This window comes from Nocardia sp. NPDC058633 (assembly GCF_042717045.1).
Classification (GTDB): Bacteria; Actinomycetota; Actinomycetes; order Mycobacteriales; family Mycobacteriaceae; genus Nocardia.
The window spans coordinates 446,665-471,871 of sequence record NZ_JBHXRA010000001.1 but is presented as its reverse complement, the minus strand read 5'-3'; the positions used below and the strand labels follow the sequence as shown (position 1 = coordinate 471,871).

Sequence of the window (25,207 nt, the reverse complement as noted above, 5' to 3'; positions counted from 1 at the left end):
CTCAGACGCTAGCACCGAACTCGGCGAACTCGACCCTGGTCTCCCCGTACTTGCGTGTCTTCAACGCCACATAGCCTGTGGGCCAGACGATTTCGGGTGATCGACTCGACCGCTCCACCACCACCAGAGCCTCCGGCGCGAGCCAGCCGTTACCGGCAAGCGCGGCCAGGTCGGCGATCACGTCCTCGGCGCTCACGTCGTAGGGCGGATCCGAGAACACCACGTCGTAAGCCCTCGGCGCGGCGTGCTTCAGCACCGACGACACGCTGCCGAGCCGCAGTTCGGCGCCGGGCAGGCCGAGCTCGGCGATATTGGCGCGCACCACCTCGCCCGCCTTCCGGTCCGACTCGACGAGCAGCGCCCGCTCGGCCCCACGCGAGAGCGCTTCCAAACCCAGCGCCCCCGAGCCCGCGTACAGGTCGAGGACCAGTGCCCCGTCCAGGTCGAGGCGGGCATCGATCGCGCTGAACAGCGCTTCACGGACCCGGTCGGAGGTGGGCCTGGTACCGGCGGGCGGCACCTTCAAGCGCCGCCCGCCTGCCACACCCGCGACGATGCGTGTCATTCCGACTCGCGTGCGACCAGTTCCACCAGCAGGTCGCCGCCCTCGACCTGGGCCACCTTGGCGGTCGCGATCCGGCCGACCACGCCACCGCGCGGCGCGGTGATCGCCGCTTCCATCTTCATCGCCTCGATGGTGCCGACGGTGTCACCGGCGTGGATCTCGTCGCCTTCCGACACCGCCACCGTGACCACACCGGCGAACGGAGCGGCGATATGACCGGCGTTGTTCTTGTCGGCCTTCTCGGCCGCGGGCACCTCGGAGGCCACGGACCGGTCACGCACCGCGACCGGACGCAACTGGCCGTTCATGATGCACATCACCGTGCGCATGCCCTTCTCGTCGGGCTCGGAGATCGCTTCGAGTCCGATGAGCAGGGTGACGCCCTTCTCCAGCTGCACGCGGTGCTCTTCGCCGCGGCGCAGGCCGTAGAAGAATTGGTTCTCCGACAGGCCGGTGGTGTCGCCGTACTTTTCCCGGTGGTTGTTGAACTCGGCGGTCGGGCCGGGGAACAGCAGCCGGTTGAGCGTTTCGCGACGCTCGGCGGAGGAGCCGTCGAGCAGCTTCTGGTCGGCCGGGCTCAGCGGGGTCTCGGGCTTGGGTTCGGTGCGCCCGGCCAGTGCCTTGCTGCGGAAGGGCTCCGGCCAGCCGCCCGCGGGAGTGCCGAGCTCCCCGCGCAGGAAACCGATCACCGAATCGGGAATGTCGTAGCGGCCGGGATCGGCGGCGAAGTCCTCGATGTCGACACCGGTGCCGACCAGGGCCAGCGCAAGGTCACCGACCACCTTCGACGACGGCGTCACCTTGATCAGGCGACCCAGCAGCCGGTCGGCGGCCGCGTACTTGGCTTCGACCTCCTCGAACCGATCGCCCAGGCCGAGCGCGATGGCCTGCTGACGCAGGTTCGACAGCTGACCGCCCGGGATCTCGTGGGTGTACACGCGCCCGGTCGGCGCGGGCAGACCCGACTCGAACGGCGCGTAGACCTTGCGCAGCGCCTCCCAGTACGGCTCGAGATCGCACACGTTCTGCAGATTCAGGCCGGTGTCGTGTTCGGTGTGCGCGGCGGCGGCCACGATCGCCGAGAGCGCGGGCTGTGATGTGGTGCCCGCCATCGCCGCCGAAGCGCCGTCGACCGCGTCGGCACCGGCCTGCCAGGCCGCCAGGTAGGTGGCCAGCTGACCGCCGGGGGTGTCGTGGGTGTGCACATGCACCGGCAGGTCGAAGTTGCTACGCAGCGCGGTCACGAGTTTCGCGGCCGCGGGTGCGCGCAGCAGACCGGCCATGTCCTTGATCGCGAGCACGTGGGCGCCCGCGTCGACGATCTGCTCGGCCAGCTTCAGGTAGTAGTCGAGGGTGTAGAGCGACTCGTTCGGGTCGAGCAGGTCACCGGTGTAGCTCAGCGCGACTTCGGCGACGGCAGTACCGGTTTCGCGGACCGCGTCGATCGCCGGCCGCATCTGGTCGACGTTGTTGAGCGCGTCGAAGATGCGGAAGATGTCGATGCCGGTGGCGGCGGCCTCGGAAACGAAAGCGCGCGTGACCTGTTCGGGGTAGGGGGTGTAACCGACGGTGTTACGACCGCGCAGCAGCATCTGCAGGCAGATGTTGGGCACGGCCTCGCGCAGGGCGGCCAGGCGTTCCCACGGGTCCTCGTGCAGGAACCGCAGTGCCACATCGTAGGTCGCGCCGCCCCACGCCTCGATGGAGAGCAGCTCCGGCGTCAGCCGCGCGACGTGCCCCGCCACACCGAGCAGGCCGTTGGTGCGCACGCGGGTCGCCAGCAGTGACTGATGCGCGTCACGGAAGGTGGTGTCGGTGACGCCGAGCGCCTTCTGCTCGCGCAGGGCGCGGGCGAAACCCTCCGGCCCGAGAGTGAGCAGTCGCTGGCGTGAACCGTCCGGCGGCGGCAGCGTCAGGTCGACGGCGGGCAGCTTGTCGTAGGGGTACACCGTGGTCGGGCGGTCACCGTTGGGCTTGTTGACGGTGATGTCGGCCAGATAGGTGAGGATCTTGGTGCCGCGGTCGGCGGACCCGCGCGAGGTGAGCAGCTCGGGACGCTCGTCGATGAACGAGGTGGTCACCCGGCCCGCCTGGAAGTCGGGGTCGTCGAGCACCGACAGCAGGAACGGGATGTTGGTGGTCACGCCACGAATGCGGAACTCGGCCAGCGCACGGCGGGCACGAGCGGCGGCGGCGGGCAGATCACGACCGCGGCAGGTCAGCTTCACCAGCATCGAGTCGAAGTAGGCGCCGATCTCCGCGCCCAGGTTCGCGCCACCGTCGAGACGGATGCCCGCGCCGCCCGGGGTGCGGTAGGCGGTGATGCGACCGGTGTCGGGGCGGAAACCGTTGGCCGGGTCCTCGGTGGTGATGCGGCACTGCAGCGCGGCGCCGCGAATCTGCACGGTCTCCTGGCTCAGGCCCAGGTCGGCGAGCGACTCTCCCGCCGCGATGCGCAGCTGCGACTGCACCAGGTCGACGTCGGTGATCTCCTCGGTGACCGTGTGCTCCACCTGGATGCGCGGGTTCATCTCGATGAACACGTGGTTGCCGCGCTCGTCGAGCAGGAACTCGACCGTGCCCGCGTTGATGTAGCCGATCTGACGGGCGAACGCCACCGCGTCGGCGCAGATCTGCTCGCGCAGTTCCGGTGACAGGTTGGGCGCGGGCGCGAGCTCGATCACCTTCTGGTGGCGGCGCTGCAGCGAGCAGTCCCGCTCGAACAGGTGCATCACATTGCCGTGCTGGTCGGCCAGGATCTGCACCTCGATGTGGCGCGGATTCACCACCGCCTGCTCGAGGAACACCGTCGGATCACCGAAGGCCGACTCCGCTTCGCGCGAGGCCGCTTCGATCGATTCGCGTAACTGCTCGGGTGCGGCTACTCGGCGCATGCCGCGACCGCCACCACCGGCGACGGCCTTGACGAAGATCGGGTACTCGAGTTCGGCCGACGCGGTGAGCAATTCGTCGATATCGGCCGAGGGCTCGCTGGACTTCAGCGTCGGCAGCCCGGCCGCCTTGGCCGCGGCGATGGCGGTGGCCTTGTTGCCCGCCATCTCGAGGATTTCGGCGGTGGGGCCGATGAACGTGATGCCCGCGGCGGCACAGGCCGCGGCGAGGTCGGGGTTCTCCGACAGGAAGCCGTAGCCGGGGTAGATCGCGTCGGCGCCCGCCGCAACCGCCGCGTCGATGATCGCCTCGATCGACAGATACGCGCGAACGGGATGACCCTCTTCGCCGATCTGGTAGGACTCGGCCGCCTTGAGGCGGTGCACGGAATTACGATCCTCGTACGGGAACACCGCGACCGTTCCGATGCCGAGTTCGTAGGCCGCGCGGAAGGCACGGATAGCGATCTCACCACGATTTGCGACCAAGACTTTCGAGAACATTGGCCTACGGTACCCGGCCACGAGCCGAGCCAGGACACGCAAGGTTGCTTCGCAGCAATCTTCACACCGCACACCCGCCCACCTGCGAAGTTGCGTTCATCAGGCCGTCACATCTCACCGCTGGGAACCGCTCGCGGTGCGCCCCGGACGGTCCCAACGCAACCGCAGGTCACGGCCATGTTCGCGACGGGGCGGTGGTGGCGGCTCGCGCCGAGGGCCTATGCTCGGTGACGCAGCTGGTTCGCCTGCGCGGTGGAAGAGTCGGAGCCCCGACCTCCCGCGGAGGCGTCGAAACCCGGGTGCGGATCATGTTCCGCACCGGGTGAGAGGGAACCCGGTGAGAATCCGGGACTGTCCCGCAGCGGTGAGCGGGAACGACCGCCGTCATCAGCACTGGGCTGCACGCCTGGGAAGCGACGGCCAGTAGGTCGGTCGATCACACGACCGGTGCCCGCGAGTCCGAAGACCTGCCGACTGTGCCGGATACGCCGTATCCGGCGGCCACCGCCTCGTGGATCGGGCGCGCGGACCATCGATGCCGACCTGTCGTGCCTGCGCGACTCCGTCCGGCCACCGGTGACGTGTGCCCGCGAAAAGGCGACGGCTCTCCCTGCACGACACTGGAGAATCTCCGTGACTGTTTCGCACACCCCTTTCACCGCAACGGTTCTCGGCCTGCCGCGAGTCGGCCCGAACCGGGAACTCAAGCGCGCCACCGAGTCCTACTGGGCAGGCCGTGTCGATGCCGCGCACCTGCACGCGGTCGGCCGAGAGCTACGCCGCGCCCAGCTCACCGAACTGGCCGCGGCGGGACTCGATTCGGTGCCGGTGGGCACCTTCTCCTACTACGACCAGATGCTCGACACCGCCGAGCTGCTCGGTGCGCTGCCGCCGCGCGTCGCCGGGATCGCCGATCCGCTCGACCGCTATTTCGCGGCCGCGCGCGGCACCGACACGGTCGCCCCGCTGGAGATGACCAAGTGGTTCGACACCAACTACCACTACCTGGTGCCCGAAATCGACGCGGCCACCACCTTTTCGCTGCATCCCGGCAAGCTGCTGACCGAACTCGACGAGGCGATCGAGCTCGGCCTGCCCGCACGGCCGGTGGTGATCGGTCCGATCACCTTCCTGAAACTGGCCAAGGCCGCCGACGGTGCCGCGCTGGAGCGGCTGCCCGAGCTGGTGCCGCTGTACCTCGACCTGCTGGCCCAGCTGGCGGATGCGGGTGCGCAATGGGTACAGATCGATGAGCCGGTGCTGGTCACCGACCTCACCGAGGCAGAGTTGGCCCTGGTCGGCCGGACCTACAGCGCGCTGTCGGCCGCGCTGAACCGGCCCGCGATCCTGGTCGCCACCTACTTCGGGCACCCCGATGCCGCCCTGGCGGTGCTGGCCGAGACCGAGATCGAGGGTGTCGCTCTCGATTTCACCGCGGGCGCCGATGTCTCGGCGGTCGCGGCGTTGCCCGCCCTGGCCCGCAAGCTGCTGGTGGCCGGCGTGGTCGACGGCCGCAATATCTGGCGCGCCGACCTCGACGCGGTCCTCGGCACCCTGGGCACCCTGCTCGGCAGTGCCGACGCGGTGGCGGTGTCGAGTTCGTGCTCGCTGCTGCACGTGCCGTATTCGCTGACCCCCGAGACCGGACTGGACGAGCGCCTGCGCTCGTGGCTGGCCTTCGGCATCGAGAAGGTCGGTGAGGTGCGAGTGCTGGCCACCGCGCTCACCGCGGGAGTCGACTCCGTCGCCGACGAACTGGCCGCGGCCCGCGCCGCCGCCGACTCACGCCGCAGCGACCCGCGTCTACACAACGAGCAGGTACGGGCCCGGTTGACCGCGCTCGACGAGAATGACCTGGCCCGCTCCCCCGCCGACGAGCGCCGCGCGCGGCAGCGTGATCACCTCGACCTGCCGGTACTGCCGACCACCACCATCGGCTCCTACCCGCAGACCTCGACCATCCGGCTGGCCCGCGCCGCACTACGCAAGGGTGAGATCGACCAGGCCGAGTACGTGCGGCGGATGCGCGCCGAGATCGCCGACGTGATCACCCTGCAGGAAAGGCTCGGTCTCGACGTGCTGGTGCACGGCGAACCCGAGCGCAACGACATGGTGCAGTACTTCGCCGAACTGCTCGACGGTTTCGCCGTCACCGAGGCGGGTTGGGTGCAGTCCTACGGCACCCGCTGCGTGCGCCCGCCGATCCTGTTCGGTGACGTCACCCGGCCCGAACCGATGACGCTGTCGTGGATCAACTACGCCCAGTCGCTGACCACCAAGCCCGTCAAAGGCATGCTCACCGGCCCGGTCACCATCCTGGCGTGGTCGTTCGTCCGCGACGACCAGCCGCTGGGCGAGTCGGCCCGCCAGGTCGCGCTCGCCATCCGGGACGAGACCGTCGACCTGGAAGCCCAGGGCGCGCGGATCATCCAGGTCGACGAGCCCGCCCTGCGTGAGCTGTTGCCGCTGCGTGCCGCCGAACAGCCCGCGTACCTGCGGTGGTCGGTGGATTCGTTTCGCCTGGCCACCGCCGGAGTCGCCGACACCACCCAGGTGCACACCCACCTGTGCTACTCGGAGTTCGGCGAGGTCATTTCGGCGATCGCGGGCCTGGACGCCGATGTCACCTCGATCGAGGCGGCGCGCTCGCACATGGAGGTCCTCGACGATCTGAACGCGGCCGGTTTCGCGCTCGGTGTCGGGCCGGGCGTCTACGACATCCACTCGCCGCGGGTGCCCTCGGTCGAGGAGATCACCGACTCGCTGAGCGCGGCGTTGAAAGCGGTTCCGGCCGAACGGCTCTGGGTGAACCCCGATTGCGGCCTCAAAACCCGCGGGCCGGTGGAGGTCGAGGCGTCACTGCGCAACCTGGTGACGGCGGCGCGAACCCTGCGCTGACGCTCGCCCGAACGACCACTGCCCCCTGACGGATTCGATCCGTCGGGGGCGGTGTGCGCCGGGCGGCGGTCGGTCGGGCGAACTCCCGACTGCGATCTGCGGGCCACACCACAACTACGTCTACCGAAACTGCCTGAACAGGCGTATTTTCGTGGGCGGAGTCCAGCAGATCGACGGACGCCGCGAAATCTTCGGTGCGCTCGGCGCACCGGGGATCCCCTGTGCGCTCACCAGCGCACTCTTCGCACATTACGCACGGGTAGCTTCAGGCAAATTCCCTTGCAGCACTGGACTTCTCCGCTGGCATTCGCCCCTTTCAGCGAATATTGCGAACAGGTCGCGTTAGGATCTTCGTCGTGCGGAAGATGTACGCGGGGGCCAGGCTACGAAGGCTGCGCGAAGAACGGCGAATGACCCAGGCGGCGCTCGCGAAATCGCTGGATCTCTCTCCCAGCTACCTCAACCAGCTCGAGCGTGATCAGCGTCCGCTGACCATTCCCGTTCTGCTGAAACTGAACTCGACCTTCGATCTCGATGTGCAGTTCTTCGCCGCGGACTCCGACGCCCGACTGGTCTCGGACCTGCACGAAGTTCTGGTGGAAGCCGCGGGAGGCGGCGACACCGCGCCCATCACCGAGGTCGAGGAATTGGCCACCCGGTTGCCCGAGGTGGCGCGGATCGTGATCGCGATGCACCGGCGACTGCGCGCGGCGACCGATCAGCTCGACCTGCTGTCCTCCCGGGTCGACACACCGGCGGGCGCGCCCGGCACGCCCATGCCGTACGAGGATGTGCGCGACTTCTTCTACGACCATCGCAATCACATCTCCACCCTCGACCACGCCGCCGAGCAACTGTTCGAGGAATCCGGTCTGAGCATCGGGTCACTGGATCGACAGCTGGCCCGGATCGCCGAGGAACGCGCGGGCGTCACGGTGCTGGTGCGCGGCGACGGAGCCGACCCCGCCATTCCCAAACGCCACTACGACCCCGACACGCGCACCCTCACCCTGGCCAGGCGACTGCGCCCCGGGCAGCGCGCCTTCCAGATCGCGAGCACGCTCGGCCTGCTGCTCTACGGCCGCGAGATCGACAACGTGCTCGCCGAATCCCGGGCGCTCACCGGCGAATCCCGCACGCTGGCCCGCGTCGGGCTGGCCAACTACTTCGCCGGTGCGCTGATCCTGCCCTACGGGCGGTTCCTGCGCTCGGCCGAGGAACTGCGCTACGACGTCGACCTGCTCGCCCTGCGTTTCGAGGTCGGCTTCGAGACGGTCTGCCACCGGCTCAGCACCCTGCAGCGGCAGGGTCAGCGCGGTGTGCCGTTCTTCCTGGTCCGCACCGACCGCGCGGGCAATATCTCCAAGCGCCAGTCCGCGACCGCGTTCCACTTCTCCCGGGTCGGCGGCAGCTGTCCGCTGTGGGTCACCCACGAGGCGTTCGCGCAACCGGGACGCATCCTCACCCAGATCTCGGAGATGCCCGACGGGCGCCGGTATCTGTGGATCGCGCGCACCACGTCCCCTGCCGCGCAGGGGTTCGGGGCGGCGTCGAAGAACTTCGTCATCGGGCTCGGCTGCGATATCGAGTACGCCGACCGGCTGGTGTACTCCCAGGGGACGCAGGTCGACGATCCGCAGGTGGCGGTGCCGATCGGGGCCGGCTGCAAGGTGTGCGAGCGGCCCGCGTGCCCGCAACGGGCGTTCCCGCAGATCGGGCGGTCGCTGGCCGTGACCGAACACACCAGCACCGACCTGCCGTATCCGCGCCTCCCTCGCTGACCCAGCCGGTGACGGGTACGCCGTAGCCGACGCGGCGGGACACACCGAAGGCCTCGACCGGGCGATCCGACGGCCGGGTGGGCGGTCAGGACTTGGCGAGGTATTCGATGCGTTCGCCGTCGACGGCGGCCGACATCATGCCCGCCAAGCCCGGGTGGTTCACCAGACCCGGGTCCTCGGCGACGACCTGGCGGGCGAGTTCCTGTGCGGCGGTGATCACCTCGAGGTCGTCGAGCAGCGAGAGCAGGCGCAGCGACCGGGCGGTACCGGACTGCGCCGAGCCGAGCACATCACCTTCCCGACGCTGGCGCAGGTCGAGCACCGAGAGTTCGAAGCCGTCGGTGGTCGCCGCCACCGCCTCGAGCCGCGCCATCGCCGTCCCGCCGGGGGCGGCATCGGTGACCAGCAGGCACAGGCCGGGATGCTTGCCACGTCCGATGCGACCGCGCAACTGGTGTAGCTGACTCACGCCGAACCGGTCGGCGTCCACGATCACCATCACGGTCGCGTTCGGCACGTCGACACCGACCTCGACGACTGTGGTGCAGACCAGCACGTCGATCGCGCCGTCGTTGAATTGGCGCATCACGTGGTCTTTTTCGTCGGAGGGCAGCCGGCCGTGCAACAGGCCGACGCGTACACCGGCGAGCGGACCGGCGCCCAGCGTCTCGTACATCTCGACAGCGGCCGCGGTGGTGGGGCCTTCCTTGTCCGCCTTCTTACCCTTGGCCGGTGGCGCGTCCGGGTCCTCGCCGATACGCGAGCACACGACATAGGCCTGTCGTCCCTGGCCGACCTCCTCGACGATGCGTTCCCAGGCGCGATCCACCCAGCCCGGATGCAATTTGCGCGGAACGACTTTCGACACGATCGGTGATCGACCCTTGGGAAGCTGGGTGAGAGTGGATGTTTCGAGGTCTCCGAGGGTGGTCATGGCGATGGTGCGCGGAATCGGGGTGGCGGTCATCACCAACAGATGCGGACTGATGCCGTCTTTCGCTTTGGCGCGCAGGGCATCTCGCTGTTCGACACCGAAGCGGTGCTGTTCGTCGACCACCACCAGGCCGAGGTCGTAGAACTCGACGGCGTCCTGGATGAGCGCGTGGGTGCCGATGACGATGCCCGCCTCGCCCGTCATCGCGTCCAGCAGGGCCGCCTTCTTCGCGGCGGTCGACATCGAGCCGGTGAGCAGCACGACCTTCGTCGAGTTCTCCGCCGCGCCGAGCTCGCCGCCGTTGCCGAGGTCGCCGAGCATGGCGCGCAGCGACCGAAAATGTTGAGAAGCCAGGACTTCGGTCGGGGCGAGCAGGGCGCACTGCCGTCCCGAGTCCACCACCTGGAGCATGGCGTTGAGTGCCACGATGGTCTTGCCCGACCCCACCTCGCCTTGCAGCAAGCGGTGCATCGGGCGGGTGCGGGCGAGATCTCGCGAGATCTCCGCCAGCACCTGCTGCTGGCCTTCGGTGAGCTCGAACGGCAGGCGATCGTCGAACGCGGCGGCGATCCCGTCGGCCGACGGCGGACAGGCCGGGGCGGTGCGGCCCTCCACCTCGTGGCGACGTTCGGCCAGGACGAGCTGCAATGCGAGCGCTTCGTCGAAACGAAGCCTGTCCCTGGCCTTGTCGATATCCAGCTTGTGCTCGGGCAGGTGGATCAGGCGCAGCGCATCCGCGAGCGGCAGGAGCCGTCGTTCCTCGCGCAAGTCGGCGGGCAGTGGGTCCTCGACGGGATCGAGCTGGTCGAGCACCTGACGGATGCACGCCAGCAGATCCCAGCTCTGGACCTTCGCGGTCGCCGGATACACGGGAACGAATTCGCGTTCGAAGAAGGAGGCGTCCACTCCCCCCGCGCCCTTCGCACTCTGCGCCAGCCCGCGCAACGCACCACTACCGCGCACGGAGGTGAGTTCCTCCACACCGGCTTCCGGCTTGTCGGGCAGGATCAGGTAGTCGGGATGCGAGAGGTTCCAGCGGTCGGGTCGCCACCAGTGCACGGTGCCCGACATCATCGCTCGCACACCTTCTTTCACCAGATAGCGCACCTTGTCACCGTTGAAGAAGGTGGCCTCGAGTGGACGCTGGGCGCCGGTGTCGAGCTGCACCTTCAACAGGGAGCCGCGCCGGTTCTTCATCGGGCGCAGCTCGGTTTTCGCGATGCGACCGATGACGGTGATGTGCGCGCCCTCCTCGGGTTCCTCCTCGGTGAGGGGCTGCCCCTGGGTCGCGTAGCGCACCGGATAGTGGCGCAGCAGATCCTCGACGGTGGTCATGTCGAACGCCTCGGTCAGCCGGTCGGCTGCCTTGACGCCCAGCACGTGGTCGAGCCGGTCACTCAACGTCGCCATCTACTCGACCCCTATCTGCACCAGATCCGCTTGCTGTCCACCGGAATACACGACCACCTCGACGCCGGGGAAACCGGCCGTCACATGGTCGGCGAGCACCTGGGCCAACTCCCGCCCCGCATCGGCGCCCATCAGCAAAGTCACCAATTCCCCACCGAGACCGAGCATGCGGTCCAGCAGAATGCGTCCCGCGCCGACCACATCCGGGTCGATCACCACCACATCATGGCCGACCAGGCCGAGTCCGTCACCGGGAGAACACATTCCGACCATGGTCAAGGCCCGCACCCGAGCGGCCCGCAACGCGCCCCACCGGGTGGTCGCCGCCGCCTCCGACATCGCGAACGCGTCGTCCACCGCGATCCGCCCCCGATCGTGCACCGCCAGCGCCGCGAGGCCCTGCACCATCGACGAACTCGGCAACAACAGCACATCGCGCGACCCGTCACGCGCGGCCACACCCACCGCGACGAGTTCCTGCGCGGGCAATGCCCCGTTGGGCAAGACCAGCACTTCCCGATTCGGCATCGCGCGGATCGCCCGCAGCAGAGTGCTCGTATCGAGGTGGCGATCCCCACGCAACACCACCGCGCCGGCGTCCTCGAACAGGCGTACGGCAGTGGAGCCGCCCACCACCGCCAGGACACCACGATCCGCGAGATCGTCACCGGTGGCGACATCGCGGACGACCGAACCGGGCGCCCGGTCATCGCCGGTGCGCGGCTCACTCACCCCGGGGTGGTCTCGGGAATCGTCCCGGTCGTGTGCGTGGTGGGTGGCGTCGTGGGGCGCGGTCACCGCGAAACTCTCGATCCGAATGCCCGTCAGCGTGCCCACCGCGAGCCCCGCTTCGATGGCCGCGCCCGCATCGCGACAGTGCACGTGGGCGGACCAGGTGCTCTCGCCGTCACCGACCACCACCACGGAGTCACCCAGCACCGCGAGGCGATCCCGGAGCCCACCCGCGGCCGCCTCGTCGGTGCCGGAGATCACGTACATGACCTCGAAATGCGGGTCGGCCGCGTGCTCCCGATGATCGCGATCGTCGAGGAAGTCGGGAGTCCGGCCCTCCTGGTCGCCTGGACCGGACCTTCGGATGCTGTCGGTCGCCCGGTCGTGAACGTCGTCACCGGCACGGGGGACGACAGAGCTGATCTGTGTGGCGGGATCTCGCCGATGCGGTGCCGACCCGGGACCGACCGGCGCCCCGATCTGCGACGCGCCCTCCGATGCGCGTCGCTTCCGTGAATCGGGGGCGTCGTCGACGCGCTCGGCGTTGTCGTCTTCGTGGACGCTGCCCGGGCGCCGATGTGGTCCGTGGTCCGCGCGCTCACCGCGGGTGTACCTGACTCGCTCCGGAGCCTCCCCGCACACTTCCGCCACCAGGCAATCGAGCAGCACCAACAGGCCCCGCGCCCCCGCATCGACCACGCCGGCCGCACGCAGCACGCCCAACTGGGCCGGTGTCTCGCTCAGCGCTCGCGCGGCGCCGTCGGCGGCGGATCGGGCGACGGTCACGAGAGACCGGTCGGGCGACTCGGCCGCGGCGACCGCGGCGCGGTCGAGAACTGTCAGGATCGTGCCCTCGACCGGGGCGCTCAGGCCCGTGCGCACGAGCACCGCCGAGCGCCGCAACGCCACCCGCAGCCGCTCACCGGTCAGCGGACCGTCGACGACGGCCTCGGCGATCCCGCGGAGGACCTGCGACAGGATGATGCCCGAGTTCCCGCGCGCACCCGTCGTGGCACCACGGGCCAGCGCCCGGGCGATGAGGTGGGCCGAAGGCCCATCGACAATGGCAGCTTTCGCATCGTGGTCGCCAGGGCACGACGGGTCCCGGTCGAGCGCGCCGAGACCGACCTGTCGTTCGGGGGTGCCGGAGGTTGCCTCGAGCACCGCCCGATCTGCCGTCGCGACCGCGGCCCGCATGGTGGCGAGGAGATTGGTTCCGGTGTCGGAGTCGGCGATGGGGAAGACGTTGAGCGCGTCGATCTCGGCTCGGCGTAGTTCCAGGCCGGTGCGGCAACTACGGGCCCAGACCAGCAGGTCCGGGCCGTCGAGCGACTCCCGCACGTGCGACACCGCCACCTCGCTCCCCGTTCTGCGTACCCGCGCGCCGAGCACGCACGCCAGGTTAGCGGCAGCGACCGACGCAAACCCACCGAGCACAGCCGGAGCGCGATCCGCACCCTGTGCGGCCCGCGCCGAGGCGGAGGGAGACCCACGAGCACAGCCGGAGTGCGGGCGGCGGTACGCTGACCTCGGACGGGCCCTCATCCGGGCTGTGCACGGCGTATCGACCGGGCCACCCGGTTTGGAACTTCGTGGCCCGGCCCGCTAGTCTTGCAGGGTTGCCTCGTGCGGCCCACGTGGGTCTGCGCTGGCCGACGTCAGTCGGCAAGGCATTTGACGACATCAGTTTCCGGTTCAGCGGGCATACGTGCGCCGCTGTCCGCTTATGACATGAAGGAGCTCGCGACATGGCTGCCGTTTGCGACGTCTGCGCCAAGGGCCCCGGTTTCGGGAAGTCGGTCTCGCACTCGCACCGGCGCACCAACCGTCGCTGGAACCCGAACATCCAGACCGTGCGTGCGCAGGTTGCCCCTGGCAACACCCGCCGGATGAACGTGTGCACCTCCTGCCTGAAGGCGGGCAAGGTCGTCCGCGGCTGAATTTCAGCCCGTACATTCTGCCGACAGCGCCCCGGCGCCCCTCGTGGGTGACCCGGGGCTTTGTCGTACCACGGCCCCGCGTCGTCGATCGGCCCCGCCGTGGCTGACTGGCGGATCGCGCCGCTCACGGCGAATCGGGTCACCGAACTCGCCGCCTGCCACATCGCCAGCTGGTGCGAAGCCTACGGAACGCTCGTCCCCGGCCACATCCTCGACGGCTTCGACCTCGAACGCTCCGCGATCACCTGGGAACGCCGTCGCGCCGCCGGGACCCACCGGTTGCCGGTGGCGCTGGTCGGCGACCGGCTGATCGGCTTCGCCTCCGGAACGAACGCGTCCCTGCCCGGTCGACAGGCGGAGCGGCCCGCGCCCGCCGAGGCCGAACTCGAGGCGCTCTACGTCCGCAGTGCCTGGCACGGCACCGGTATCGCCGACGCGCTGATCGACGCCGCCGCCCCCGGATCACCGTGCACCCTCTGGGTCTTCGCCGAGTATCCGCGCGCCCATGCCTTCTACCGCAGGCACGGTTTCACCGATACCGGCATCCGCCGCACCGATCCGTTCACCCTGCTGCCCGAACAACTGTGGCGCCGCGATCCCGGGTAGACGGCCCTTGCGCATCCAAGGCACACCGTCGCCGCAGTGCCCATGGGACATACCTTCGAGTAGGACTGCGAAACGCCGCGCGTCCGGGGCCCCGTTAAGGTGACGCCCATGAGTACCACCGAACCGGTCCCCGCCGCCGAGATCATCGACGGCGTGCTGCAGCTGACCATCGCCACCGCCGCCGCGGGCACCTCGATGGATTTCGACCTGATCAACGCGGGCACCGCCGCCCTGCGCGCGCTCGACCCGTCGGTCGGCGCCGTCCTGCTCACCGGCGCGGGCGCGAACTTCTGCGCGGGCGGCAATGTCCGCAATTTCGCCGCCTCCGACGACCGCGGTGCCTATCTGCACGAGCTGGCCGACCAACTCCACGATTTCGTCCGCGCACTCGCGGCCGCCCCCGTCCCCGTGATCGCCGCCGTGCAGGGCTGGGCGGCGGGTGCCGGCATGAGCCTGGTCTGCGCCGCGGACATCGCGATCGGCGGCCCGTCGACGAAACTGCGCCCCGCCTACCCCGGCATCGGCCTGTCCCCCGACGGCGGCATGTCCTGGTCGCTGCCCCGCATCGTCGGCCTGAGCCGGGCAACCGAAATCCTGCTCACCGACGCCGTACTCGATGCCGAAGAGGCCGTGCGCCTCGGCATCCTGAGCCGCACGGTCGAAGACGAGGACATCCGCACCGAAGCCTTCCGCGTCGCGCAGACCTTCGTCACCGGCCCCCGCCCCACCTACACGGCCATGAAAAAGCTGCTGGCCCAGTCGCCGACGGCGACATTGGACCAGCAGCTGGATTCCGAACGCGACAGCATCTCCGCCGCCGCGAACAGCGACACCGGCCGCGAAGGCGTCGACGCCTTCGTGGGCAAGCGCAAGCCGAACTACGTGGGCCTCACTTAGAAAACCCACCCACTCCCGCGAGTGAACCGACCCGCCCGACGCGACCAACGCCACGCCGGAGATCAGCCACCACGGGTTTTCGGCCGCCTCGCATCCGAGGGGCGAGACGGAACGCCGAAGGCGCAGTATCGCCCCTCGGATGCGAGGCAATCAGGGCCGAAAACCCCGCGGCGCCAGCCGCCAATGATTCAGCAAGCTGCGCCGAGGGCACTGAAGGTGTTCTGCAGCAGGCAGGTCACCTTCGCGTTCACGCCCGAGGAGATGGTGGAGGTGCCGGTGGAGGTCCATTCCTCGCCGACCTGGGTGGTGGCCACCGGTGCGGCCTGCTCGTTGTAGGGCTCGAGCTGCAGGCCTGCGGCGGTGGCCGAGCCCGCGCCCGCGGTGATGGCGGCGGCGACGGCGGCGGTCGCCAGCGCGGCGCGAATGGTGGTGCTGTGCATCGGGTTGTGCTCCTTCATCATTTTCTTCTGGTGCGGACGACGCCCCGGGTCAGGGCAGCCGCCAGTCGACGGGGTCGGCGCCGAGTTCGTCGAGCAGTTCGTTGACCCGCGAGAACGGGCGTGAACCGAAGAACCCGCGCGAGGCGGAAAGCGGTGAGGGGTGCGCCGATTCCACATAGGGCACCTCGGCGTCGACGAGGGTGGACTTGAGCGAGCGGGCGTCGTTGCCCCACAGCACCGCGACGAGCGGTTCGTCGCGGGCGACCAGCGCCCGGATCGCCTGCTCGGTGACCGCTTCCCAGCCTTTGCCGCGATGGGAGGCGGGTGCGCCGGGAGTGACGGTGAGCACGCGGTTCAGCAGCAGCACACCCTGATCCGACCAGGGGCTGAGGTCACCACAGGTCGGGGTATCGAAGCCGAGGTCTTTGCTGTATTCGGCGAAGATGTTGGACAGGCTGCGTGGGACCGGCGAAACCTGCGGTGTGACAGAGAAACTCAGCCCCATCGCGTGACCGGGTGTCGGGTACGGGTCCTGGCCCACGATGAGCACGCGCACCGCGTCGAACGGGCGCTGGAACGCGCGCAGCACGTTCTCCCCTTCGGGAAGGTATCCGCGGCCTGCCGCGTTCTCTTCGCGGAGGAATTCGCCCATTTCGCTGATGCGGTCGGTGACCGGCTCCAGTGCCCGGGCCCAGCCCGGATCGATGATCTCCGACAGTGGTTTGGCACCCATGACCGCACAACCTATCGTTCGTCGCCGGTGCGGGTGGCGCCCGCCCCATGGAACGATTCCCAACCGGTGCCGCCGGTGGGGGCCACGCCGTCCACGGTGACGCCGCTGCCTGCGGTTACCACCCCGATCGGCCGCCATCCGGCGGGGAGCGCGACGTCGGCGGACCAGGTTCCGGCGAATGCGTGATCTTCGCCGCCTGCCAGAATCCATTGCGTCGCATCGGCATCGAGCAGTTTCGCCACGGCGCTCAGTGCGGAGTCGGTCAGCGCCGAGCCGTGGATGTCGATCGCGACATTCGACGCGGCGGCGAGATGTCCGAGGTCGGCGAGCAGTCCGTCGGAGATGTCGGTGAGCGCCGTCGGGATGTGGGTACCGAACGCGTCGACCACCGCCGCGTAGGGCGGCTGTGGAACACGATGTGCCGCGAGGGCATAGGCGAACTCGGGGTCGGAGTGGTCCGCGTCGCCGGTCAACACGGCCAGTCCCGCGCCGGACCAACCGAGTTCGCCTGCCACCGCGACGATGTCGCCGACCACCGCGCCCGAGCGCGTGATCGCGGGCTGTCCGCCGAGGTCTCCGAATGCCGTCACCGAGACGACGAGTTGTTCGCTGTGCACCAGGTCGCCGCCCGCGATGGATCCTCCCGCGCGGCTCGCCTCGATCCACATCCCGTCGGCGATCCCTTCGACCACCGACACGGGGGTGTCGGCGGGGCAGCCGAGCGCGACCACGAACGCCGTCGGCCGCGCCCCCATCGCCACCACATCGGCGGCGTTCTGCGCGATGGCCTTGCGACCGATGTCGAGGGGTGAGGACCAGTCGGGCCGGAAGTGCCTGCCTTCGACCAGCATGTCGGTGCTCACCACGAACCGTCCGTCGGGAGCGGCGATCAGCGCGGCATCGTCACCGGGGCCGAGCAGTACGTGCGCGGCCTGCTCCCGACCGGCGTTGATCCGGTCGATCAAGGCGAATTCGCCCAGCTCACGCACCGTCTGTGGACGGCTGTCCTCGCTGATGACCGACCCCTTCCCACTGTGCTGCTGACCGACGAAATCGCCCCGACGGTACCCTTTCGAAGGCGATCGGGCACACCGACGGCGCAGGCGAACCCGCGAACGAAAGGACCACCCAGCTATGGCGGACTCGACACCGGAGGAACGCGACAAGGCGAGCACCCCCGACGACACCGCCACCGCCGACACGACGTCCTCGGGCGACGAGCCGACGTCCACCACCGCTGCGCGACCGGCCGGCGCGACTGCCGCGGATTCCGCGGCCTCCGGCGATGTCGCGAACGCGGAGCCAGGCGCCGAGACCGACGCCGACGAGTCGGACTCAGACGATCTCGACCCGGAGTCGCATCACTCCCCCGCGCTCATCGCCACCGCGGTCGCCCTGCCCGTCGTCCTGATCGTCGCCGTGCTGGTGGCCGCGTTCATCGCCCTGCGCGCCCCCGTCGAACGCGGGCCTCTCGCCCTCGGCCCGGTCCCTGCCCCCGCCGCCGACGGTCCCGCCTGCCAGGCCTTGCTCCCCGCCCTGCCCGCCGAGCTCGGTGACCACACCAAGGCGACCCTCGCCGAGCCCGCTCCGCCTGCCACCCGTGCCTGGCAGCTCCCCGACGGCGGCGACCCGATCACCCTGCGCTGCGGCCTCGACCGACCCCTCGAGTTCAACCGCGCGTCCCCGCTGACGGTGATCGACGGCGTGAAGTGGTTCCAGGTCCGCGACGAGGTCGGCAAGACCGGCACCTGGTTCGCGGTCGACCGCGAGACCTACATCGCCCTGACCGTCCCCGACGGCTCCGGCACCAGCGCCGTCCAGACGGTGTCCGACGTCATCACCGCGAATCTGCCTGCCCGCGAACCGACTCCAGGCGAACTCTGAGCAAACCACTGGCGCCGTAGGGCTTTCGAGCTGTAACCCGCCGAAAGCCCTACGGCCGAACAGAATTACCGCAGGCCGGTCCCGCGCACGAGCGCCGTCTCGATCAGCGTCGACACCAGCGTCGGGTAGTCGATGCCGGTGGCCTCCCACATCCGCGGGTACTGCGAGATCGGGGTGAAGCCGGGCATCGTGTTGATCTCGTTGATCACCGGGCCGTTGTCGGTGACGAAGAAATCGACCCGGGCCAGTCCCTGGCAGTCCAGCGCACGGAACGCGCGCACCGACAGCTCGCGGATCTCGTCGGCGACGTCGTCGTCGAGCTTGGCGGGCACGTCGAATTCGCACACGTCGTCGAGGTATTTGGTGTCGAAGTCGTAGAACTCGGGCGCGGCCGCGTCGGCATCGGGCATCCGGATCTCGGAGACGACACTGCCGCGCACCTCGCCGTCGGCGAATTCCAGTACGCCACACTCGACTTCGCGTCCGACGATGCCGGCTTCGATGATCACCTTGGGGTCGTGCGCACGCGCGGCGGCGATGGCCGGGGCCAGATCGGCCCAGTCGGTGATCTTGGTGATGCCGATCGAGGAACCACCGCGCGCGGGCTTCACGAAGGCGGGTAAGCCGATCCGGGCCCGGTCGGCCTCGGACAGAGTTTCGGTGCCAGGACGGAGCACGACCTGCACGCCGACGGGCAGCGATTCGGCAGCCAGCAATTTTTTGGTGAACTCCTTGTCCATGCCCGCCGCGCTGGCCAGCACGCCCGCGCCGACATAGGGAATCCCGGCCAGTTCGAGCATCCCCTGCAACGTGCCGTCCTCCCCGAACGGACCGTGCAGGATCGGGAACACGACATCGACGTTGCCGAGAACGGCGCTCGAGTCGAGCGCGACCAGCGCACCGGAGCGGCCCGGGTCGGCGGCCAGCGTGAGGGCGGTCCCCGACGCGTCGACCTGCGGTTGCACTCCGTGGCTCAGCGCCAGTTCGCCGATCCCGTCCGCCAGCACCCAGCCGCCGGTACGGGTGATGCCGATCGGTACCACCTCGTAGCGCGCCGGATCGAGGTTGCGCAGCACACTGCTCGCCGATACGCACGAGACGGCGTGCTCGCTGCTGCGCCCGCCGAACACCACAGCTACCGTGATCCGTTCCGTCATGAACGTCACCGTAGTAGGTTCGCGCCGCCCTGGCGTATTCGCCCTTATTCGGGCTTGATCCGCCTGCCGAGCAAGCTGCCGACCGCCTCGCTCACCGATAGCCCCTCATGGCACACCTTGTGCACCGCGTCGGTGAGCGGCATCTCCACCCCGTGCTCGGCGGCCAGTGACCGCACCGATGTGCACGACTTCACACCTTCGGCGACCTGCCCATTGGTCGCTTCCTGCGCGGCGGCCATCGTGCCACCGGCACCGAGCGCGTACCCGAAGGACCGGTTGCGCGACAGCGGCGAGGTACAGGTAGCCACCAGATCGCCGACACCCGCGAGCCCGGCCAGCGTCACCGGTTGCGCTCCGAGCGCGACGCCGAGCCGCATCACCTCGGCGAGCCCGCGCGTGATCAGACTGGCGACCGAGTTGTCGCCCAGGCCCATCCCCGAGGCGATACCGCACGCCAGCGCGATGACGTTCTTACACGCGCCGCCGATCTCACAGCCGATCACATCGGTATTGGTGTAGGGCCGGAAATACCCGGTGGCGCAGGCGCGCTGCACCACTCCGGCGCGTTCGGTATCGGTGCACGCGATCACCGTCGCCGCGGGCTGACGTTCGACGATCTCGTGGGCCAGATTCGGGCCCGACAACACCGCGATGCGTCCCGGCTCGGCCGCGGTGACCTCCGCGATCACCTGACTCATCCGCAGCAGTGTTCCGGTCTCGATCCCCTTGGCCAGGCTCAGCAATGTGGCGTCGGAGCCGATATCGCCCTTCCACAGATCCAGATTCGCCCGCAACGACTGCGACGGCACCGCCAGGACCACCAGATCCGCCCCGTCGAGGGCGACCCGGTGGTCATCTGTGCCCCGCACCGGCGGCAACTGCACGCCGGGCAGGTAGAACGGATTGCGGTGCTCGGTATCGAGTGCCCGCGCCACCTCGGCCCGCCGGGCCCAGACCGTCACGTCGGTCCCCGCCTCAGCCAACACTTTCGCGAACGCCGTACCCCACGACCCCGCACCCATTACCGCCGCCCTCGTCATCAGCCCAATATGCCATGCAAGGATCGACAACATGCACACTGTGCACGCCGTGATGGCGGTCAAACACATCGACCGGGCCAAGAGCAGGCTGGCCGGCGTACTGAGCAGCGAGCAGCGCGCCCAGCTCGTGCTGGCCATGTTCACCGACACCGTTGTCGCCGCCACCGCCGTGCCCGAGCTGTTGTCGCTGACCGTCGTCACTCCCGATCGGCTGGTCGCCGCCCGCGCCCGCGAGCTCGGCGCGCACGTGATCGCCGAACCCGCCGCCGGTGACGATCCGCTCAATACCGCGCTCGCCGCAGGCGCCGCAGACCTGCGCGATCGCCACGGCCCCACCCCCCTGCTCGCGCTGCAGGCCGACCTGCCCGCGCTGCGAGCGTCCGAGCTGGCCGACGTGCTCACCGTCGCCGTCGGCGCTCGATCGGTAGTGATCGATCACACGGGCACCGGTACCGCCGCATTGCTGGTGCGCGACAGCGCCGCGCCACTGTCGCCCCGCTTCGGCGCCGATTCCGCCCGCGCCCACCGCGACAGTGGTGCCGTATCGCTGTCCGGGTACTGGCCGGGCCTGCGCTGCGATGTCGACACCCCCGAGGATCTCCACCTTGTCCGAGCCCTCGGCGTCGGCGAGTGCACTACGTCGACCCTGCGCGAATTCGGATTCTCGTCGCACAGAAGTGATCCCGTTCGCACTGTGTGCTAGTCGATCGCCACCTCGGGGCCGGCTGCGACGATCCGTGCGATGTCGTGATGCGCGCCGCCCCCTCCTCGAGGGATGATTGTTCTCGTGAGCGATACGGAAACCATCAAGCAGCTGCCCCCGATTTCCCCGCCACCTGCGGCCGCCCTCGCCCCGGGCGGCGACCTGAGCACGCAGCGGTTGCCCCGAGATCGCTACCTCAACCGCGAGTTGAGCTGGCTCGACTTCAACGCCCGCGTCCTCGCCCTGGCCGAGGACTCCTCGTTGCCGTTACTGGAGCGGGCGAAGTTCCTGGCGATCTTCGCGTCCAATCTCGACGAGTTCTACATGGTGCGCGTCGCAGGGTTGAAACGCCGTGCCGAAACCGGTCTCTCGGTGCGCTCGGCCGACGGTCGCTCACCGTCGGAACAGCTGGAGATGATCACCGCCCGCGCCCAGGAACTCGCCGAGCGCCACGCCAATGTGTTCATCGACGACGTGAACCCGGCGCTGGCCGCCGAGGGCATCGACATCATCGGCTGGAGCAAGCTCGACGACGATGAGCGTCAGCGCCTTTCGAACTACTTCACCGACCAGGTCTTCCCGGTGCTCACACCGCTCGCTGTCGACCCGGCGCACCCGTTCCCCTACATCTCCGGCCTGAGCCTCAACCTCGCGGTGACGGTGCGCGATACCGGCACCGGCGGCGAGCACTTCGCCCGCGTGAAGGTGCCCGACAATGTCGACCGCTTCGTGCGCGTGCGCCGCACCGGCGCGCCGTCGGCGATCGCGGCGTTCCTGCCGATGGAAGACCTGATCGCCGCCCACCTCGACCTGCTGTTCCCCGGTCTGACCGTGGTGGAGACGCATTCGTTCCGGATCACCCGCAACGCCGATTTCGAGGTCGACGAGGACCGCGACGAAGACCTCCTGCAGGCGATGGAGCGTGAACTCGCCCGCCGCCGCTTCGGCAAGCCGGTGCGCCTCGAGGTCTCCGACGACATGACCGAGCACATGTTGGAGCTGTTGTTACGGGAGCTGGAGGTCGACCCCGCCGATGTGATCCAGGTGCCCGGCCTGCTCGACCTGTCGTGCCTGTGGCAGGTCTACGGCGTCGACCGCCCCGAACTCAAGGACGCGCCCTATGTCCCGGCCACCCCGGCGGCATTCGGCGAGCGCGAGACCCCGCGCAATGTCTTCACCGCGCTGCGCGAGGGCGACGTGCTGGTGCACCACCCCTACGACTCCTTCTCCACCAGCGTGCAGCGCTTCATCGAGCAGGCCGCGGCCGACCCGCAGGTGCTCGCGATCAAGCAGACCCTCTACCGCACCTCCGGCGACTCCCCGATCATCAACTCGCTGATCGACGCCGCCGAGGCGGGCAAGCAGGTCGTCGCGCTGGTCGAGATCAAGGCCCGCTTCGACGAGCAGGCCAACATCAAGTGGGCGCGCGAACTGGAACAGGCGGGCGTGCACGTGGTCTACGGCCTGGTCGGGCTCAAGACCCACTGCAAGACCTGCCTGGTGGTGCGCCGCGAGGGTTCGACGATCCGCCGCTACTGCCACATCGGCACCGGTAACTACAACCCGAAGACCGCGCGCCTGTACGAGGACGTCGGTTTGTTCACCGCAGCACCGGAGATCGGCGCCGATCTCACCGACCTGTTCAATTCGCTGACCGGGTACTCGCGCAAGGACGACTACCGCAACCTGATGGTCGCGCCACTCGGTGTGCGCGCGGGCATCATCGAGCGGATCGATCGCGAGATCGAGCTGGCCGGACAGGGGTCCACCGCCGCCCGGATCCGGATCAAAGCCAACGCGATCGTCGACGAGCAGATCATCGACGCGCTCTACCGTGCCTCCCAGGCCGGTGTGCCGGTGCAGATCGTGGTGCGCGGCATCTGCGGCCTGCGCGCCGGCGTGCCTGGCCTGAGCGAGAACATCGAGGTGCGTTCGATCCTCGGCCGGTTCCTGGAACATTCGCGCCTCATAGAATTCGGTGCGCAGGAACAGACCTGGATCGGCAGCGCCGACATGATGCACCGCAATCTCGACCGCCGCGTCGAAGTGATGGTGCAGGTGAAAGATCCCAAGCTCGTCGATCAGCTCGCGCGGGTGTTCGATTCCGCGCTCGATCCGGCGACTCGCTGCTGGATCCTGCTGCCGGACGGGACCTGGCAGGCCAGTCCGACCGACGCCGAGGCCGATCAGGTGCGCGACCACCAGGCCTTCCTCATGCGTCTGCGTCGACCCGATCAGCCGTGAACGCGCAGAGGCGGGCGGCGTCGCTGCGCGATCCGCGCGTGCGGCCCAATATTCATGCGGCGGGCGCCGTCCTGTGGCGTGCGGGCTCCGACGGTCCGGAGATCGGCGTCATCCACCGGCCGAAGTACGGTGACTGGTCGCTGCCCAAGGGCAAGCTCGATCCCGGCGAGACCCCGGTGGTCGCGGCCGTGCGCGAGGTAGCCGAGGAAACCGGCCTGCCCGCCACGCTGGGGCGCTATCTGGGCCACGTCACCTATCCGATCCCGGGCCACCGTCAGCTCAAGCGGGTCGACTACTGGGCCGCCGAGGCCGCCGACGGCGACTTCGCCGTCAACGACGAAGTCGATCAGCTGCGCTGGTTCCCGTTGGCCGAGGTGATGGACCAGCTGTCGTATCCGATGGACCGCCAGATCGTGCGGGTCTTCGCCCGGCTGCCCGCCCGCACCGCCACGGTGTTGCTGGTGCGCCACGCCAAGGCGGGCAAGCGCAGCCGCTTCGACGGACCCGACGAGTTACGACCGCTCGAGGCCGCCGGGGAACAGCAGGCTAAGGGATTGACGTCGAATCTGTTGGCGTTCGGCGCATCCGAGATCTATTCCGCCGATCCACTGCGCTGCATCCAAACCGTGACCCCGTTGGCAGAACAGCTCGATGCCGAAATCAATTGCGAGCCAATGTTTTCCGAGCAAGGTTACGATTCAGCGAAAGGCACGGCACGGCAACGATTTCTGTCGTTGGTAACAGATCGGGGTGTGCCGGTGGTGTGTAGTCAGGGCGGGGTGATTCCCGATCTGACACAGTGGCTGGCCGAGCAGGGCGGACTCACGCTGCCCGCGGCGCGCAATCGCAAGGGCAGCGTCTGGGCATTGTCGTTCGTCGGGGACCGATTGGTCGCGGCCGACCATATGGACAGATCCCTGTCGACGGCAATCGTCACCACCTGAGCCATCCGGACAGGCTCGAAACAGCCGAAACGGCCCCGGGATTCCCGGGGCCGTTCTCGGTCCAGTGGTGGGTGATGCGGTTTACGTGCACATTCCCCGACCTGATCCCGCTGCGGCAGGATCAACGAGCACGACGGGCGGCAGTCTTCTTAGCAGCAGTCTTCTTTGCGGGAGCCTTCTTCGCAGCAGTGGTCTTCTTGGCCGCCGTGGTCTTGGCGGCGGTGACCTTCTTGGCGGGCGCCTTCTTGGCCGCCGTCACTTTCTTTGCCGCCGTGGTCTTCTTGGCAGCCGTGGTCTTCTTCGCCGCCGTGGTCTTCTTGGCGGCAGGAGCCTTGGTGGCGGCCTTGCGGGCGGTGGTCTTCGCGGGACCCTTCGACGGCGTCGCCTTCTTGGCCGCGGTCTTCTTCGCCGCGGTCTTCTTGGCTGCCGCCTTCTTCGCCGCCACCGGGGCATTCACGCCTCGCTTGACGGCGGGCCCGGACGAGGCCAGCTTCTGCTTACCCGCGATGACCGCCTTGAACTGCGCGCCCGGTCGGAAGGCAGGCACCGAAGTGGCCTTCACCTTCACGGTTTCACCGGTGCGCGGGTTACGGGCAACCCGGGGAGCACGCTTGCGCTGTTCGAACACACCGAATCCGGTGATGGTGACGCTTTGACCCTTGTGCACGGCACGGACGATGGTGTCGACAACATTCTCGACAGCCGCGGTAGCCGTCCGCCTGTCCGTACCCAACTTTTCGGTCAGAACGTCGATCAGTTCCGCCTTGTTCATTGAATCCTCCGCAGACTAATGGCCCGTCGTCGGACCGACTAGGTACCACGGTAAACCCAGTTTGAGCAAGAGTCTATGTGCCACGCCAAAATTCATGTGGTTTAGCACACGTCCAGCTACCGCCGCCCGGGA

At 68.8% G+C, this 25,207-nt stretch carries 19 protein-coding genes and 1 riboswitch; of the genes, 9 read left to right on the top strand and 10 right to left on the bottom strand.

From position 1 onward, the window contains the following. Position 1 precedes the first annotated feature (1 nt). A complete protein-coding gene (gene rsmD, locus ACFWUR_RS02085) occupies positions 2 to 565 on the bottom strand; it encodes a 16S rRNA (guanine(966)-N(2))-methyltransferase RsmD (RefSeq protein ID WP_378900440.1) in 564 nt (187 codons plus the stop codon). Further along, positions 562 to 3,960, bottom strand: a complete 3,399-nt coding sequence (locus ACFWUR_RS02080; protein WP_378900437.1) for a pyruvate carboxylase — start codon at positions 3,958 to 3,960, stop codon at positions 562 to 564. The genes rsmD and ACFWUR_RS02080 overlap by 4 nt, the downstream gene beginning before the upstream one ends. Before the next feature lie 292 nt (positions 3,961 to 4,252). Then, positions 4,253 to 4,450: riboswitch (cobalamin riboswitch) on the top strand. Positions 4,451 to 4,593: 143 nt separating this feature from the next. On the opposite strand from ACFWUR_RS02080, the gene metE reads away from it, so the two are divergent. Both metE and ACFWUR_RS02070 read left to right on the top strand, forming a co-directional pair. Beyond that, a complete protein-coding gene (gene metE / locus ACFWUR_RS02075; RefSeq protein WP_378900434.1) occupies positions 4,594 to 6,858 on the top strand; it encodes a 5-methyltetrahydropteroyltriglutamate--homocysteine S-methyltransferase in 2,265 nt (754 codons plus the stop codon). 356 nt (positions 6,859 to 7,214) lie between these two features. Continuing rightward, positions 7,215 to 8,639, top strand: a complete 1,425-nt coding sequence (locus tag ACFWUR_RS02070; RefSeq protein WP_378900431.1) for a short-chain fatty acyl-CoA regulator family protein — start codon at positions 7,215 to 7,217, stop codon at positions 8,637 to 8,639. An 85-nt stretch (positions 8,640 to 8,724) separates the two neighbouring features. Here the strand turns inward: ACFWUR_RS02070 and recG are convergent, their stop codons facing one another. Together recG and ACFWUR_RS02060 are read right to left on the bottom strand one after the other, a co-directional pair. Continuing rightward, the gene (gene recG / locus ACFWUR_RS02065) at positions 8,725 to 10,983 is read right to left on the bottom strand and encodes an ATP-dependent DNA helicase RecG (protein ID WP_378900428.1); all 2,259 of its coding nucleotides are present in this window, start codon (positions 10,981 to 10,983) and stop codon (positions 8,725 to 8,727) included. Further along, positions 10,984 to 13,071, bottom strand: coding sequence for a DAK2 domain-containing protein (locus ACFWUR_RS02060; protein ID WP_378900425.1), 2,088 nt, complete (start codon positions 13,069 to 13,071; stop codon positions 10,984 to 10,986). A 392-nt stretch (positions 13,072 to 13,463) separates the two neighbouring features. Here ACFWUR_RS02060 and rpmB point away from each other — a divergent pair, with 392 nt between their 5' ends. The 3 genes from rpmB to ACFWUR_RS02045 all read left to right on the top strand — a co-directional run bounded on the left by rpmB (position 13,464) and on the right by ACFWUR_RS02045 (position 15,158). Beyond that, the gene (gene rpmB / locus ACFWUR_RS02055) at positions 13,464 to 13,655 is read left to right on the top strand and encodes a 50S ribosomal protein L28 (protein WP_011210730.1); all 192 of its coding nucleotides are present in this window, start codon (positions 13,464 to 13,466) and stop codon (positions 13,653 to 13,655) included. Between the two features lie 99 nt (positions 13,656 to 13,754). Then, positions 13,755 to 14,261 (top strand): GNAT family N-acetyltransferase, encoded by a 507-nt coding sequence (locus tag ACFWUR_RS02050; protein ID WP_378900422.1) that lies wholly within the window; start codon positions 13,755 to 13,757, stop codon positions 14,259 to 14,261. 108 nt (positions 14,262 to 14,369) lie between these two features. Continuing rightward, on the top strand, positions 14,370 to 15,158 hold the full coding sequence (locus ACFWUR_RS02045; RefSeq protein ID WP_378900419.1) for an enoyl-CoA hydratase/isomerase family protein: 789 nt from the start codon (positions 14,370 to 14,372) through the stop codon (positions 15,156 to 15,158). A gap of 188 nt (positions 15,159 to 15,346) precedes the next feature. On the opposite strand, the gene ACFWUR_RS02040 is transcribed toward ACFWUR_RS02045, so the two are convergent. From ACFWUR_RS02040 to ACFWUR_RS02030, 3 genes are read right to left on the bottom strand one after another with little or no spacing between them, the layout of a single operon-like run. Further along, on the bottom strand, positions 15,347 to 15,598 hold the full coding sequence (locus tag ACFWUR_RS02040; RefSeq protein ID WP_378900416.1) for a hypothetical protein: 252 nt from the start codon (positions 15,596 to 15,598) through the stop codon (positions 15,347 to 15,349). Positions 15,599 to 15,647: 49 nt separating this feature from the next. Continuing rightward, positions 15,648 to 16,331, bottom strand: a complete 684-nt coding sequence (locus tag ACFWUR_RS02035; protein ID WP_378900413.1) for a uracil-DNA glycosylase — start codon at positions 16,329 to 16,331, stop codon at positions 15,648 to 15,650. An 11-nt stretch (positions 16,332 to 16,342) separates the two neighbouring features. Continuing rightward, the gene (locus ACFWUR_RS02030; protein ID WP_378900563.1) at positions 16,343 to 17,347 is read right to left on the bottom strand and encodes a thiamine-phosphate kinase; all 1,005 of its coding nucleotides are present in this window, start codon (positions 17,345 to 17,347) and stop codon (positions 16,343 to 16,345) included. Positions 17,348 to 17,465: 118 nt separating this feature from the next. Here ACFWUR_RS02030 and ACFWUR_RS02025 point away from each other — a divergent pair, with 118 nt between their 5' ends. Next, entirely contained in the window at positions 17,466 to 18,215 is a 750-nt protein-coding gene (locus ACFWUR_RS02025; RefSeq protein WP_378900410.1) for a DUF3515 domain-containing protein, read from the top strand. Between the two features lie 65 nt (positions 18,216 to 18,280). Here the strand turns inward: ACFWUR_RS02025 and ACFWUR_RS02020 are convergent, their stop codons facing one another. Continuing rightward, positions 18,281 to 19,372 (bottom strand): D-alanine--D-alanine ligase family protein, encoded by a 1,092-nt coding sequence (locus ACFWUR_RS02020; RefSeq protein ID WP_378900407.1) that lies wholly within the window; start codon positions 19,370 to 19,372, stop codon positions 18,281 to 18,283. Positions 19,373 to 19,416: 44 nt separating this feature from the next. Continuing rightward, positions 19,417 to 20,412: an NAD(P)H-dependent glycerol-3-phosphate dehydrogenase gene (locus ACFWUR_RS02015; protein WP_378900404.1), complete on the bottom strand. Its 996-nt coding sequence runs from the start codon at positions 20,410 to 20,412 to the stop codon at positions 19,417 to 19,419. Between the two features lie 31 nt (positions 20,413 to 20,443). Between ACFWUR_RS02015 and cofC the strand changes: the two genes are divergently transcribed. From cofC to ACFWUR_RS02000, 3 genes are all read left to right on the top strand, one after another. Further along, complete coding sequence (cofC, locus tag ACFWUR_RS02010) at positions 20,444 to 21,115, top strand: 2-phospho-L-lactate guanylyltransferase (protein WP_378900401.1); 672 nt, start codon at positions 20,444 to 20,446, stop codon at positions 21,113 to 21,115. A gap of 72 nt (positions 21,116 to 21,187) precedes the next feature. After that, positions 21,188 to 23,359, top strand: coding sequence for an RNA degradosome polyphosphate kinase (locus tag ACFWUR_RS02005; protein WP_378900398.1), 2,172 nt, complete (start codon positions 21,188 to 21,190; stop codon positions 23,357 to 23,359). Further along, positions 23,356 to 24,303 carry an NUDIX domain-containing protein gene (locus tag ACFWUR_RS02000; protein WP_378900394.1) on the top strand — a complete coding sequence of 316 codons (948 nt, stop codon included), beginning with the start codon at positions 23,356 to 23,358 and terminating at the stop codon, positions 24,301 to 24,303. The genes ACFWUR_RS02005 and ACFWUR_RS02000 overlap by 4 nt, the downstream gene beginning before the upstream one ends. A 121-nt stretch (positions 24,304 to 24,424) precedes the next feature. On the opposite strand, the gene ACFWUR_RS01995 is transcribed toward ACFWUR_RS02000, so the two are convergent. Beyond that, complete coding sequence (locus ACFWUR_RS01995) at positions 24,425 to 25,075, bottom strand: HU family DNA-binding protein (RefSeq protein WP_378900391.1); 651 nt, start codon at positions 25,073 to 25,075, stop codon at positions 24,425 to 24,427. Between the last annotated feature and the right edge of the window lie 132 nt (positions 25,076 to 25,207).

Excerpts from the sequence above, each read along its gene's own strand:
- rsmD (WP_378900440.1), bottom strand. The coding sequence starts at position 565 with ATGACACGCATCGTCGCGGGTGTGGCAGGCGGGCGGCGCTTGAAGGTG.
- ACFWUR_RS02080 (WP_378900437.1), bottom strand. The coding sequence starts at position 3,960 with ATGTTCTCGAAAGTCTTGGTCGCAAATCGTGGTGAGATCGCTATCCGT.
- recG (WP_378900428.1), bottom strand. The coding sequence starts at position 10,983 with ATGGCGACGTTGAGTGACCGGCTCGACCACGTGCTGGGCGTCAAGGCA.
- rpmB (WP_011210730.1), top strand. The coding sequence starts at position 13,464 with ATGGCTGCCGTTTGCGACGTCTGCGCCAAGGGCCCCGGTTTCGGGAAG.
- ACFWUR_RS02045 (WP_378900419.1), top strand. The coding sequence starts at position 14,370 with ATGAGTACCACCGAACCGGTCCCCGCCGCCGAGATCATCGACGGCGTG.
- ACFWUR_RS02040 (WP_378900416.1), bottom strand. The coding sequence starts at position 15,598 with ATGCACAGCACCACCATTCGCGCCGCGCTGGCGACCGCCGCCGTCGCC.
- ACFWUR_RS02035 (WP_378900413.1), bottom strand. The coding sequence starts at position 16,331 with ATGGGTGCCAAACCACTGTCGGAGATCATCGATCCGGGCTGGGCCCGG.
- ACFWUR_RS02025 (WP_378900410.1), top strand. The coding sequence starts at position 17,466 with ATGGCGGACTCGACACCGGAGGAACGCGACAAGGCGAGCACCCCCGAC.
- ACFWUR_RS02020 (WP_378900407.1), bottom strand. The coding sequence starts at position 19,372 with ATGACGGAACGGATCACGGTAGCTGTGGTGTTCGGCGGGCGCAGCAGC.
- ACFWUR_RS02015 (WP_378900404.1), bottom strand. The coding sequence starts at position 20,412 with ATGACGAGGGCGGCGGTAATGGGTGCGGGGTCGTGGGGTACGGCGTTC.
- cofC (WP_378900401.1), top strand. The coding sequence starts at position 20,444 with ATGCACACTGTGCACGCCGTGATGGCGGTCAAACACATCGACCGGGCC.
- ACFWUR_RS02005 (WP_378900398.1), top strand. The coding sequence starts at position 21,188 with ATGATTGTTCTCGTGAGCGATACGGAAACCATCAAGCAGCTGCCCCCG.
- ACFWUR_RS01995 (WP_378900391.1), bottom strand. The coding sequence starts at position 25,075 with ATGAACAAGGCGGAACTGATCGACGTTCTGACCGAAAAGTTGGGTACG.